The organism is Pseudomonas poae RE*1-1-14, from assembly GCF_000336465.1.
Taxonomy (GTDB): Bacteria; Pseudomonadota; Gammaproteobacteria; order Pseudomonadales; family Pseudomonadaceae; genus Aquipseudomonas; species Aquipseudomonas poae.
On record NC_020209.1, the window covers coordinates 1417076 to 1430239 of the forward strand.

The 13164-nt window shown below is 63.9% G+C and carries 12 protein-coding genes; 7 read left to right on the forward strand and 5 right to left on the reverse strand.

From position 1 onward, the window contains the following. Nucleotides 1-83: 83 nt before the first annotated feature. The 4 genes from H045_RS06530 to H045_RS06545 are packed head-to-tail and all read right to left on the reverse strand — an operon-like array spanning nt 84 to nt 6980. A complete protein-coding gene (locus H045_RS06530; RefSeq protein WP_015371789.1) occupies nt 84-1322 on the reverse strand; it encodes an alginate lyase family protein in 1239 nt (412 codons plus the stop codon). Beyond that, nucleotides 1319-4387: an efflux RND transporter permease subunit gene (locus H045_RS06535; RefSeq protein WP_015371790.1), complete on the reverse strand. Its 3069-nt coding sequence runs from the start codon at nt 4385-4387 to the stop codon at nt 1319-1321. Before H045_RS06535 ends, H045_RS06530 begins: the two co-directional genes overlap by 4 nt. After that, nucleotides 4384-5502 (reverse strand): efflux RND transporter periplasmic adaptor subunit, encoded by a 1119-nt coding sequence (locus H045_RS06540; protein WP_015371791.1) that lies wholly within the window; start codon nt 5500-5502, stop codon nt 4384-4386. Before H045_RS06540 ends, H045_RS06535 begins: the two co-directional genes overlap by 4 nt. Next, nucleotides 5499-6980, reverse strand: a complete 1482-nt coding sequence (locus tag H045_RS06545) for an efflux transporter outer membrane subunit (RefSeq protein ID WP_015371792.1) — start codon at nt 6978-6980, stop codon at nt 5499-5501. The genes H045_RS06540 and H045_RS06545 overlap by 4 nt, the downstream gene beginning before the upstream one ends. A 96-nt stretch (nt 6981-7076) precedes the next feature. Here H045_RS06545 and H045_RS06550 point away from each other — a divergent pair, with 96 nt between their 5' ends. From H045_RS06550 to surE, 3 genes are all read left to right on the forward strand, one after another. Then, nucleotides 7077-7766 carry a response regulator gene (locus H045_RS06550; protein ID WP_003235686.1) on the forward strand — a complete coding sequence of 230 codons (690 nt, stop codon included), beginning with the start codon at nt 7077-7079 and terminating at the stop codon, nt 7764-7766. 5 nt (nt 7767-7771) lie between these two features. Further along, nucleotides 7772-8947, forward strand: a complete 1176-nt coding sequence (locus tag H045_RS06555) for a sensor histidine kinase (protein ID WP_015371793.1) — start codon at nt 7772-7774, stop codon at nt 8945-8947. A gap of 102 nt (nt 8948-9049) precedes the next feature. Beyond that, nucleotides 9050-9847 (forward strand): 5'/3'-nucleotidase SurE, encoded by a 798-nt coding sequence (gene surE / locus H045_RS06560; RefSeq protein ID WP_003235683.1) that lies wholly within the window; start codon nt 9050-9052, stop codon nt 9845-9847. Here surE and H045_RS06565 read toward each other — a convergent pair. Next, entirely contained in the window at nt 9823-10254 is a 432-nt protein-coding gene (locus H045_RS06565; protein ID WP_015371794.1) for a MarR family winged helix-turn-helix transcriptional regulator, read from the reverse strand. The genes surE and H045_RS06565 overlap by 25 nt on opposite strands. Before the next feature lie 339 nt (nt 10255-10593). Between H045_RS06565 and H045_RS06570 the strand changes: the two genes are divergently transcribed. The 4 genes from H045_RS06570 to H045_RS06585 all read left to right on the forward strand — a co-directional run bounded on the left by H045_RS06570 (nt 10594) and on the right by H045_RS06585 (nt 13164). After that, nucleotides 10594-11841 (forward strand): glycoside hydrolase family 68 protein, encoded by a 1248-nt coding sequence (locus H045_RS06570; protein ID WP_003235678.1) that lies wholly within the window; start codon nt 10594-10596, stop codon nt 11839-11841. A 128-nt stretch (nt 11842-11969) separates the two neighbouring features. Further along, on the forward strand, nt 11970-12191 hold the full coding sequence (locus H045_RS06575) for a PLD nuclease N-terminal domain-containing protein (RefSeq protein WP_015371795.1): 222 nt from the start codon (nt 11970-11972) through the stop codon (nt 12189-12191). 4 nt (nt 12192-12195) lie between these two features. Continuing rightward, nucleotides 12196-12711 carry a hypothetical protein gene (locus tag H045_RS06580; RefSeq protein ID WP_015371796.1) on the forward strand — a complete coding sequence of 172 codons (516 nt, stop codon included), beginning with the start codon at nt 12196-12198 and terminating at the stop codon, nt 12709-12711. A gap of 9 nt (nt 12712-12720) precedes the next feature. Beyond that, nucleotides 12721-13164 (forward strand): DUF421 domain-containing protein, encoded by a 444-nt coding sequence (locus H045_RS06585; RefSeq protein WP_015371797.1) that lies wholly within the window; start codon nt 12721-12723, stop codon nt 13162-13164.

The window sequence follows — 13164 nt, forward strand, 5'->3', positions numbered from 1 at the left end:
GGGGCAAGCCCGCTCGCCACACCAAGCCCGCTCGCCACAAAAAGCCTGCTCCCTACAACAGCCCGATTGCCACAACGCCCGCCTCACGGCACCAGTTCAGCCTTGCTCAAACCATACTCCCCCAGCGAATACAGCAGGGTCCCATACCCCAACTGATCGTACCCGCCGCTGTTGGGGCCATAATCGCCGCCACCGCCCTCGGGCTGGACCTTTTGCACGAACGCTTTCACATAGGGGGCATTCAGGCCCTTGAGCACCACGTAGTGGTTGTAGAGCAATTCCCAGATCGGACGGACTTCGCCACGCTTGTCGGGCGAGATCACCTTCTGCTTGAACGCGCTGTTGGTAAACGTGGTGAACGGCACCTCATGGTTCAGGTTGTACTTGGCCACATACTCGGCGCCTTGCAGCACGCGGTTGTTCTGGTAGCCGAACAGGTCGTCGCCCTGGCTCCAGGCCATCTGGCAGAAGCTGCCGAGCAGGGCGATGTCGAGCATGGTGTGGGCCTGGTCGCGGCCGCTTTCCTGGACCTGGCCCAGGCCCTCGGGGTAGAGCTTCCACACCGCGTGTTCGATGGCGCCGTTGCCGGCCCCGTGCTTGAAGTAGTCGACGGCTTCGTTATAGAGATCGCGCCGGTCGGTCAGCACGCCGATGGCCAGGATCGAGTTCATGTTGGCCAGGTCCCAGTTGGCCCAGTGGTGATCCGGCAGCATGCCGTCCTGGTGCACCAGGAAGTCATGGTTGATGGGGTAGAACACCGTGAGCATCATGTGTTGGAACCGATGAAAGTCTTCAGCCTTCCACTTCGGGTAGCCGCGCAGGATTTCCCCCGCATTGGCCAACTGGTAACCGTACAAGCCTGCCGCCAGGGACCTGCCGTTTTCGCCCTCGATGCCGGTGAGGGTGGACGCCCACTGGTCGAGGATACTCACGGCCTTGGCGGCATAGGCCGTATCACCCGAGATCTGCCAGCGCAGGGCCAGGGCATAGGCCGCGGCGGCATCGTTGAACAGTTTGTTGTAGTTGTTCGGGCCGTTCGCCGTGCGATAAACCACCGGCACCGGGTTGGCTTGCCAGGTCAGTGAGGCATGCTTGTTGTCGATCAACTTCTGCCAGCCCTCCAGCCAGGGATGGTTACGGTTGACGATTTTTTCGCGGATGCGCATGAAGTCCTGCTGGGTTTGCAGCAGGCCTGGATGCACGAACGCGCCGGTGTGGAGGGTGGAGGCGGGGGCGCCGAGACTCACCGACAGCGCGCCGAGCAGCACGGCCCCTTTGGATAATTGCTGGATACCGCGCGTTGCCTTGAGCAGAACGTTCATCGTGTTGTCGTCTCCGTGGTTGGAATGCTGCGCTGTGTGAACAGCGCTACGTAAAGCACCGGGATCAGTCCCAGCGTGACCAGGGTGCCGAGCGCCAGGCCGCCCATCAGGGTGATTGCCATGCCTTCCCATAGCGGCCCGGCAAACAGCATCAGCGGGACGAGCCCGATGATGCAGGTCAGTTTGGTCATGACGATGGGGCGCAGGCGTTTGACGGCGGCATTCACCACCGCGTCGTGCACCGCCAGGCCGTCATGCAGTTCCGCTTCGATGCGTTCGAGCAGCAGCACCGCGTTGTTCACGATAATCCCCGCCAGTGACAGCAGACCGAAGGTGGCCATGAAGCCGAACGGGTAGCCGGTAATCAGCAACGCGACCGCCATGCCGATCAGCACGAAGGGGATCGCCGACACCACGATCAGCACTTTGCGCAGCGAATTGAATTGCCAGACAAACAGCAACAGCATGGCCACCAGCGCATGGGGCAGGTATTGCAGGAGCGCCTGGTTGGCCTCCGCCGAATCTTCAATCTCACCGCCCAGCTCAATCCGGTAGCCGGGCGGCAGGCGCAGGGCGGCCACTTGCGGCGCAAGCCGTTCGACGAGGGAGGTGGCCGTCAAGCCAGGGTTCTGCCCGACCACGGTGATTGCCCGCTCCTGATTGCGACGCACCAGGGTAGACGGCTCGCTGGACGCACGAATCTGTGCAATCGCCGTCAACGGCACGGGCGTCGAGCCATCGGCCGGATACACCAGAATGCCGCGCAGGTCGGGCGCGGCCCCGCCCACCGGCGCCGGCTCGCGCACCACCAGCGGCACGCGGGTTTCACCGTCCTGCAGGGACGAAACCTGGAGGCCGCCAAAGTGCAGCTGCAGGGCCTGGGCGATGGCCTGGGTGTCCACGCCAGCACGACGCGCGCCGGGCTGATCGACCTCGACGGTGTAGCGTGTGAGCCGCGTGCTCCAGTCGTTGCGCACGTCCAGGGTGCCCGGCACCTGCCGCAGGGCGGCTTCGATCTGCGCGGCGAGGGTACGCAATACGTTTTCATCCGGGCCGATGATGCGATAGATCGCCACGCCAGCCTCGGTGGTGCCCAGGGAGAATCGCTTGGGCTCGGCGCGCAGCTCCGGGTGTTGCTTGAGCAGGTAGCGGCGCACGTTGGCGATCACCGCGTCGATGTCGCTGCCGGCCTTGACGCTGACGGTGAAGTACGCGGTTTCCGGCGCTGGCAGCGGTGGGTTGAGGCCCAGCACGATGCGCGGCCCGCCGTCGCCGACGTAGCCGATGCTGTCGACCACCGCCGGCTCCTTGCTCAGCCACAGGCTGATCTCGCGCACGCTTTGCAAGGTGTTGCGCGAACCGCTGCCCGGCTCCAGGGTGATCGGCACCTGAAACTGCAAGCGGTCCGACGGCGGCAAAAAGTCATAGGGCACGCGCATCAGCTCGAACACAGCGGCGGCCAGCAGCACCAGCATTGCCATCAGGAACAGCAGCTTGTGCCGCAACACCCGGCTGATCACGGCGCGATAGCCACGGTAAAAGCCGCTGTCGTAAGCCGCGTCCGCGGCCTCGTCGTGCGCGGCCCTGCTGAAATACAGGCACAGCAGCGGCGTTACCGTGATGCTCAGCAGCCACGAGCCGAGCAGCGTCAGCGCCAGCACGATGGCCAGCGAGCGCAGGTATTCGTTGGTGCTGGTCTGGCCCAGAAAGAACGGCGAGAACGCCAGCACGATCACCAGCGAGGACGTCAGCAACGGAATCGTCAGGGTGCGCCCGGCCTCCACGCAGGTCTGACGCCGCGCCTCGCCGGCATGCAGGCGGCGTTCGATGTCCTCGGCGATCACGATGCCGTTGTCCACCAGCAAACCGAGGGCGAGGATGATGGCCGCCATCGACACCGTCTGCAGTTCGACCCCGAGCAGGCGCATGGCAATCAAGGTGCCGAGAATGGTCAACGGCACAATGGCGCCCACCACCAGCCCGGTGCGCCAGCCGAGAAACAGCATCACCACCGCCATTACGATGACCACTGTCTCGATCATCACGTGTTTCATCTTGCTCATCTGCTGAGCGACCACATCCGCCTGGAACGTCACCACGTGGGTGGCGAACCCCAGCGGCAATTGCTGTTCCAGTTGGGCCAGGCGACTGCGCAGCGCGGCGCCGAACTGCTGGATGTTCTGCCCGGCAGCCATGGACACCGCCAGCACCACCGCGTCCTGGCCCTGATAGATCGCGGCAGTCTGCGGCGGGTCGACGGCCATCACCGACACCTGGGCGATGGTGCCCAGCGCGACCGACCGCGTACTGCCGGCGGCGCCCGGCAACTGGATCGGCAACTGGCGCAGTTGCTCCACGCCGAGCAGTTCGCCAGTGACCGTGAGGGTGGTGCTCTGCCCGCCGATCTCGGCGACGCCGCCGGGCGCCAGCACGTTCTGTTGCTGCAACTGCTGGAACAGCTGCTGCGGCGACAGGCCCAACCCCGCAAGGCGCTGCGGGTTGAAGTCGATGGACAGTTGCTGCTCTTGCACGCCGTGCAATGTCACCTGGCCGATGCCGGGCAAGCCGCCCAATTGGTCGCGCAGGCGTTTGAGCGGCCCGCGCATCTCGCTCATGCTGTAGCCGGGCGCGGTGACGGCAATGGAGGCCACGGCGACGCGGCCGAAATTGTCATCCACAAAGGGGCCCTGGGTGCCGGGCGGAAAACCCGCGCCGGCCTCGCTCGCCTTGTTGCGCACCTGCTGCCACAGCACGCCGAGGTCCTTGATGTCGTCGCGGGCGGTCACCTGGATGACCACGCTGCCGGGGTGGATCGTGGTGACGATGGTTTTGATCTGCGGCAATTCACGCAGTTTTTCTTCGGTGGGCCGCGCCAGCAGTTCTTCCACGCGCTCGCTGGGCAGCCCGGGAAACTGGATGCTCACCAGCGCATCGCGGATGGTCACCGACGGTTCCTCCTGGGTGGGGAAACCGAGGAAAGTGGCCACCCCCGCCAGCAGAATCAGCAGGGCGCTGAATAACGTCAGGCGGCTGCCATTCAAGGCATGCAGGGTCAGGTTGCTCATTGGGTGACGCTCAAGCGGCTGGAAGATTGCAGCAGGTTGACGGGCTGGCCGTCATCGAGAAATGCAACGCCGGTGGTCACCACCTGTTCGCCTTCCGCAAGGCCCGCGTCGATGGCAACGCGACCCTGGTCGATCAGGCCGATGCGGATGTCGCGCAGCGCGACCTTGCCGTGGGCTGCGTCATACACGAATACCTGCACCCGCCCGGGGTCGGCGCCGATGCGCAGCGCCTGGGTCGCAATGCTCAGCGGCTGCGGGGCGCCGCTGACCAACTTCACCGTGAGGTTCACGCCGCTGGGCAGCGCGAGGTCGCTGGCGAGCAGGCGAAAGCGTGCGCTTTGCACCACACCGTTCTGCGCGCGCATCGACAGGCCCTCCAGCACCAGCGGCAGGCTGGAGCCGGGCGCACTCGGGTCGGTGGCGACGGCGCGGTCTCCCGGTTTGAGGCCGATGGCCTGTTCCACCGGGATGGGTACGATGACCTGCGCGGCATCGGTGGCCTCCAGCTCCATCACCACCTGGCCCGGCGACAGCTCGCTGTACAACTGCGCCGTGCGCGCCACGATGCGACCGTTGAACGGCGCAATGAGCTGGCCCTGGCGCTGATCGCGGCGCAGCAGATCCAGCGCCGTTTCATCCGCCGCCTGTTGCGCGACGGCCGCTTGCCAGGCCGTTTTGGCTTGCTCCACGGCGCTGGCCGCGACGCTGCCCTGGGCAAACAGCTGTTGCTGGCGCAGCCGGTTGCGCTTGCGTTCGCCGGTCTGCGCGACGCTGGCGAACAGGGTGGCCTGGGCCTGTTTCAGGCGCAGTTGCACCACCGTGCTGTCCAGGCTCGCCAGGACCTGGCCCTGTTTCACGGCATCGCCCACGTCGGCATTCAACGCCACCAGGCGTCCCGCGCTTTCGAAGGCCAGCTCGGCGCGCTGGCGCTGGCGCACCACGCCGGTCAGCGGCAGGCCGTCGGCGTCTGCTGCCTGCACGCGAGCGACTTTCACCGACCTCAAGGCTGGCTCCGGCAGCGGTTCTTCCCGTGAACAGGCCGCCATTGCCAGGCAGGTCAGGCCCAGCAACAGGTAATGGCCCCAGAGGCGAAGCGGGGAGGTGATCACGTTCATGGGGAAACCCTGTTTGCGGAGGAGGCCAACGGTGCGCCCGACAGCGCGCGATACAGCGCCAGGCGGTTGAACGACACGGAGTAGGCGGCGCTGCGCAGCTGGAGCGTGGACTCGGCTAGGCGAATCGCGGCGACCGGCTGCTCCATCTGCGCGGCCGCGCCGACGGCAATCTGCTGCTCGACACGCCTTGCCTGCGCTGCCGTCAGGGCCGCCAGCTCGACCTGCGTGGCGGCATCGGCCAGCGCTTGTCGACGCTGGCTCAACAGGTCGGCGATGTCGCGGAAGGCGTCTTGCACGGTTTTTTCGTACTGGGCGACGGCCGCTTGTTGGCGCACCTGGGCCAAGTCAAGGTTGGCCTGGTTGCGCCCGCCGTCGAACAGCGGCAGATTCAGTTGCGGCGTGAACAGCCAGGCGCCACTGCCGGAGGCGAACAGGCTGCTCAAGTGCGGGCTGGCGATGCCGGCACCGGTGCTCAGGGTGATCGACGGAAAGAACGCCGCACGCGCGGCACCGATGTTCGCATTGGCGGCGCGCAGCGCCTCTTCGCATTGGCGCACATCCAGGCGCTGCAACAGCCGTTGCGAGGGCAAGTCGACCAGCCACGGCGGGGTGCCCAGGTCCACCGAGGGATCGAGGGTGGCCTGCGTCGAAGGTGCAACCTGATAGCCGCTGACCCACGACAGCGCCTGCACCGCGCGTTCATGCTCGGCGCGCGCATCCTGCGCTTGCAGCACGGCGCGGTGCACCTGCAGGCGCTGCGTGTCGACCGTGGCCTGGGCCACCAAGCCTGCCTGTTGCTGCCCGTCGAGCAGGTGCAGCAGCTGGTTCTGGTGATCGAGGATGGACTGGGTGTCGAGCTGGATGCCGGCCTGCAAACGTTCCTGCAAATACAACCGCGCCACCTCAACGATCAAGGCCTTGCGCGCGGCCAGGGCGCCGTAGCGTGTGGCCAGGTAATCATGCCGGGCCGCGTCGGACAGGTTGCGGACACGGCCGAAAAAGTCTAGTTCGAAGTCCGAAATGCCCACGGACGCCACCGCGATGTCCTGCCCGTAGCGCTCGTCGGCGGCCTCGTCGTGCAGGTGCTGGCGGTTGCGTTGCAGCCCCAGGCCGACGGTGGGCAGGCGCGCTGCTCGGGACATGCCGTATTCGGCGCGCGCCTGTTCGACGCGCAAGATCGCCAGGCGCAGGTCGCGGTTGTAGGCCAGCGCTTGCTCAACCCGATAGGGCAACTGCGCCGACGCATCCAGTCCGGCCAGCAGCTGTGTTTCTTCGTCGGACAGCGGCTCCACGGCGGTTTGCGCGGTGGGCGCCGAGGCTGCTACCGGTGTGTGTGTCCAACTGCCCGGCACCGGCAGCGCCGGCGTCTGATACGCGGGCGCCAGTGAACAGCCGCTCAGCACGCTGCTCAGCAGCAAAACCGCACAGAGGCGTTCAGGCAGCTTGATAGGCTTGGACAGCGGTGCGGTGGTCGGCATAGCATCGGTTCGCGAAAGTCGGTGTAGGGCGATACTGACAGCGGACTTTCAATAAACCGTTCGTGAATTATCAAGGTTTCATCAAGAGGCTTCTTTGTGTCAGGAAAACGTATCCTCATTGTCGAAGACGACGCCGACAGCGCCAATATTCTCGAAGCCTACCTGCGCCGCGACGGCTTTGAAGTGGCCCTGGCCGAGGATGGTCGACGCGCGCTCGAACTGCACAAAAGCTGGCAACCGGACCTGATACTGCTCGACGTGATGCTGCCGTACCTGAGCGGCACCGACGTGTTGTCCGCCGTGCGCCGCAGCAGCGACACGCCGGTGATCATGGTCACGGCCATGGGCGACGAACCGGAAAAACTCGGCGCCCTGCGCTATGGCGCCGACGACTACGTGGTCAAGCCCTACAGCCCGCGCGAGGTGGTGGCGCGGGTGCATGCGGTGCTGCGCCGTACCGGCGCCAGCCAGCCGCTGGAGCAGGTGTTGCGCCATCAGAACCTGCGGGTGGACCTGGGCGCCTTCACCGCCGCGATAGAACAGCGCGATGCGCCGCCACAGTGGCTGGACCTGACGCCCACCGAATTCAAGTTGCTGGCGACCCTGCTCAAGACCCCATCCAAGGCCTTCACCCGCGACGAGCTGCTGGAAATCTGCCTGCCCGACAGCGAGGCGCTGGCCCGCGTGGTCGATGCCCACGTGCATAACCTGCGGCGCAAGCTGGAAAGCCATGGCATCGCCGGCGTGCTGGTGACGGTGCGCGCCATTGGCTATCGGTTCCGGTAATCGCCATGACCCAGACCTCTCGCGTCAACGACAAGCCCCTGTGGCGCTGGGTGGGCATGCGCATGAGCCTGCTGGCGATTGGCGCTGTGGTGGTGATTGCGCTGTGCATGTGGATCAACTTCTGGGTGTCGGACTGGTATTTTATCCAGCACCTGCCGCCCGACGCGCGCGAGGAGTTGCTGCAACTGCGCGCCGAGCCGCAACTCAACGAGGTGCGCTTGCGTCAGCTGGTGGCTGAATATTACCCGGTGGAGTTCTTCCAGCCGGACATCGCCAATCGCGACTGGTTGATTCTTGCCGGCCTGGTGCTGGCGACCATTCCGGTGATCATTTTCTTTGGGCTGTGGTTTTCGCGGCCCTTGTCCAGCCAGTTCTCGGCGATTGCCCAGGGGGCGCAACGGGTCGCCGGTGGGGATTTTCTGACGCGCCTGCCGATCCAGCCGCACACGCCGGACGAGCTGCGGCGCCTGATCGGCGACTTCAACAGCATGACCACCCAGTTGCAGCGCTACGAGCGCGATGTGCGCGAGTCCAGCGCGGTGATCGCCCACGAACTGCGCACCCCGCTGAACGCCGCCATGGGCCGTGTCCAGGGCATGCTCGATGAAGTGTTCCCCAGCGATGCGGTGCAACTGAGCATGGTCAAGCGCCAGCTCGATCAATTGCGCAAACTGGTGGATGACCTGCACCTGTTGTCGATGGCCAGGGCCGGCCGGTTGGTGCTCGAACGCAGCGATTTCTCGCTGGCGGCGCTGGTGAGCGAACGCCTGGCGTGGTTCCAGCCGCAACTGGACGAGGCCGCCATCGCGACCCAGGTCAACATTGCCCGGGCGCTGTCGATCAACGCCGATCGCGACCGTCTGGGCCAGGTGCTCAATATCCTCATCGACAACCTGCTGCGCTACGCGGCCAGTGGCGGCGAGTTGACCATCACCGCGCGGCAGGTCCAGGCGCACATCGTGATCGAGATCGGAGATCGAGGGCCGGGCATCGAAGCCGAGCACCTGGACAGCGTATTCGATCGATTCTGGCGCGCGGAGCACTCCCGCGCACGTTACTCGGGCGGCAGCGGGCTGGGCCTGTCCATCGCCCGCGCGATCTGCCAGGCCCATCGCGGGTCGATCACCGCCAGCCACCGCGATGGGGGCGGCACGCTGATCAGGGCGGAGTTTGTGCTGTAGCGAGCGACATCTATCTATGTGTAGATAACTATTTAAATATAGGTAAATATACCGTCGGTGGCGCTCATCCGAGCGCCTGCGCAGCATCGACGGAGCACGGGCATGGCGAATGAACATCAACGACTGCAGCGCATTCTTCTCACCAATGACGACGGCATCGATGCCCCCGGCCTCAAGGTGCTGGAGCGTATCGCCTGGCAACTGGCGGATGAAGTCTGGGTGGTCGCGCCATTGCTCGACCAGAGCGGCACTTCCCACTCCGTGAGTCTGCACGCGCCGTTGCGCATGAGCTCCCACGGCGTGCGGCGGTTCGCTGTCACCGGCACGCCGGGTGATTGCATTGCGCTGGCGCTGGGGCATCTGCTCAGCCACGACAAGCCGGACCTGATCCTGTCAGGCGTCAATCGAGGGGCCAACCTGGGCACGGAAACCGTATTCTCCGGCACCGTTGGCGCAGCGATGACGGCTCTGTTGTTCGGCATTCCGTCCATCGCCTTGAGCCAAGGCTTCACCGACCGCAGCGCGGTGCCGTGGGACAACGCGCTCCACCATGGGCCGCAGGTGATTGCGCAACTGATGGCCATGGGATGGCCGCGCGAGGTGTGCCTGAACGTGAATTTCCCCGGCTGCGCGCCCGAGGCGGTGCTGCCGCTGAAAATCACCCGTCAGGGCAGGGGCCGTCTGCAAGGCTTGAGTGTGCGCTCGGCCCATGACCCGCGCGGCCTGCAATACCACTGGCTACAACTGCAACGGCATGCCGAAGCCGATGCGCCGGGCACGGAAACGTTCGAGCATGTGGCCAGGCATATCACCGCCACACCGTTGCGGTTCGAGCGCACTGACACCGGGGCGAGCATGCTGGCGCAGCGATTGATTCAGGACTGCGCGGAACCGCTGTAACGGCTGAGCTTTTCCATCAGCAGCCCGGCGGCCTCCAACTGCTCGCGTTCACTGACGCTCAGGCAGGCTTGCACCGCCTCGGCCAGCCATTCGTCCCGGCGTGCACGGCTGGCCTGCAACACCTCGCGACCTGCTGCCGACAAGCCGATCCAGCTGCGTCTGCGGTCCTCGGTGTCGGGTGTGCGGGTGATCAGGTCCCGCGCCTCAAGATCCTTCAGCAGGGCCGCCAGGTTGGACGAGCGTATATTTTCCGCCTCGGCGATTTTCGAGGGCGTGGCCATGCCGTCCATGTGATCGATTGCGCTCAACACCAACATCTGCGACCACGTCTCGGGATGATTCTGCGCTTGCTGGCGCAAGCGTTTGTTCAAGTGCGTGAAGCGCCCGCGAAATAACGAAATATCCATGCAACGACACCTTGGAAAAAACCTGGGTGATTGTAGCCAAATCGGCCGCAGGGCGTTGGGGTTTGGCCGTGCTCTTTGGATGACTTAATGATGAGTTATAACGCGCGTTATATACGGATGATTATGCGTAGTTGCTCAAGGCCATCAACTTGCCATGTATTAAGTGGTGGCCTTTGACTCCTTAAATAATTATTCATAATCCAAGTTTCAAGTTCTGTGTTAAACCTTGTTTCGCACTAGTAACGCTCTTCGCCTGAATGCCATTTATCATTCGAAGTGCACGTGCGACTTGAATTCACTTATCGCTTGTCACTTAAGCGTCAGTAAAAGGACATCAACATGAAACCTGCGAATCACACACCCACACGCTGGACCCGGGCTGATGCGCTGAAAGTCAATGAAAATGACCCGACTACCACGCAACCGTTAGTGCGGCCTGACTTCCCCGTCATGAGTGACACCGTGTTTATCTGGGACACCATGCCCCTGCGCGACCTCGACGGCGCGGTGGTTTCCGTCGATGGCTGGTCGGTGATCTTCACGCTTACCGCTGACCGCCGCCCCCACGACCCGCAGTTCATCAATGCCGACGGGCGCTATGACATCAAGCGTGACTGGGAGGATCGACACGGGCACGCGCGCATCTGCTACTGGTATTCACGCACCGGCAAGGACTGGATTTTCGGCGGCCGTGTGATGGCTGAAGGCGTGTCGCCCACCACGCGAGAATGGGCAGGCACGCCTATTCTGTTAAATAACAACGGTGATATCGATCTGTATTACACCTGCGTTACGCCCGGCGCGACGATTGCCAAGGTAAAGGGCCAGATCGTGACAAGTGAAGACGGCGTGCAACTTATAAACTTCAATACAGTGACGTCGTTATTTTCGGCGGACGGCACTTACTATCAAACCGAATCACAAAATGCGACCTGGAACTTTCGTGACCCCAGCCCGTTTATCGATCCCAACGACGGCAAGTTATATATGGTGTTCGAGGGTAATGTCGCGGGCGAGCGCGGTACCCATGCGGTCGGCCCGGAAGAAGTGGGTCTGGTCCCGCCAGGGCACGAAGATGTCGGCGGCGCGCGTTATCAAGTGGGCTGCATCGGCATCGCCGTGGCCAAGGACCTGAGCGGCGAGGAATGGGAAATACTGCCGCCCCTGGTGACGGCCGTCGGCGTCAATGACCAGACCGAGCGCCCGCACTATGTGTTTCAGGACAATAAATATTACCTGTTCACCATCAGCCACAAGTTCACCTACGCCGACGGCGTGACCGGCCCGGATGGCGTGTACGGCTTTGTCAGCGAACACCTGTTCGGCCCGTACCGTCCGATGAACGCCTCCGGGCTGGTGCTGGGCAATCCACCCGCGCAGCCGTTTCAGACTTACTCACATTGCGTGATGCCCAATGGTCTGGTGACCTCGTTCATCGACAGCGTGCCCACCGAGAACGGCGACTTCCGCATCGGCGGCACCGAAGCGCCCACGGTCAGAATCGAGCTGCACGGCGACCGCTCGTTTGTGCGCGAGGCCTATGACTACGGCTATATTCCGCCGATGCGCGATGTCGTACTGAGCTAAGGCCGCAGGCCGCTTGCCTGCGCCTGGCAGGCAAGCGGCTTGATCGTTCAGTGACCTTCCAACCGAAAAAAATGAACCCCCGCGCGTCCTTCAGAACCTAAATGAACATGACCTGAAGGAGGTGCACCATGCAAAACACCTATCTGTGGATTTTCCTGGCCGTTATCGCGCTGTTGCTCGACCTGTGGGTGATCAACAGCGTCTGGCGCAGCGACAAGGCGTCGGGCAGCAAGGCCGGCTGGACGGCGTTGGTGGTGCTGCTGCCATTCGTCGGCGCGGCCATCTGGGGCGTCGCCGGCCCGCGCGGCGTGGCCAAGGCGCCGTCCTCGTCGGAACACAGCAAGGGCTGACCCCATGGCGCGGCCCGACCACAGCGACCTGCACAACCGCCACTACCCGGTCGAGGAAGACATGGCCCTGCAACGCCGGGTCTGGCGCTTTGAGCGCATCGGCTGGTACGCGCTGTTGCTGTTGATCGGCCTGAGCTTGGCCGGCCTGTTTTCCAAGGGCCCCTTGAGCAATGCCCAGGCACGCAGTGCCGATGGGCACCTGTGGGTCGAATACCAGCGCTTCATGCGCAATGGCGCCTCCGATGCGCTGATCATCCACCTGCAGGGCAAACCCGGTAAGCCCCTTGAAGTGGCGATCGAGGGGGAGCTGCTCAACGGTTTCAACGTTGAAATGCTGCAGCCTCAACCGCTCAAGGCCAGCACGGCGGGCGAGGGCGTCAGGCTGTGGGCGCTCAGCGACACCGATGGGCGGGCCGCGCTGCATGTGACCCTGCGCAGCGACGGCGTGGGCCGTTTTGCCACACGCGTGACATTGGCGAACGGCGCGTCGGTGCAGTTCTCACAATTTATTTATCCCTGAGGGGGCATCATGGATTCGGTGCTGCGCGCAGCCGCGATCTACCTGGTGTTGATGGTGCTGTTCAAGATCGCCGGCAGGCGCTCGCTGGCCGAACTCACCACCTTTGACCTGGTGCTGCTGATGGTCATCGGCGAAGCCACCCAGCAGGCGCTGCTGGGCGATGATTTTTCGCTGACCAATGCACTGCTGGTCATCGCCACGTTAATCACCATCGACATCGGGTTGTCCCTGATCAAGCAACGCTCGCGGTGGTTTTCGCGGTTGCTTGATGGCGGGCCGACCATCGTGGTCGAGAACGGTCAACTGCTGCACGAACGGCTCAAGCGGGCGCGCCTGGACGAAGGCGATATTCTGGAAGCCGCGCGTTCCGCCCAGGGCATCGTTGAGATCAGGCAGATCAAGTTCGCCATTCTTGAGCGCAATGGCAAACTGTCGGTGATCCCCTATGAATAA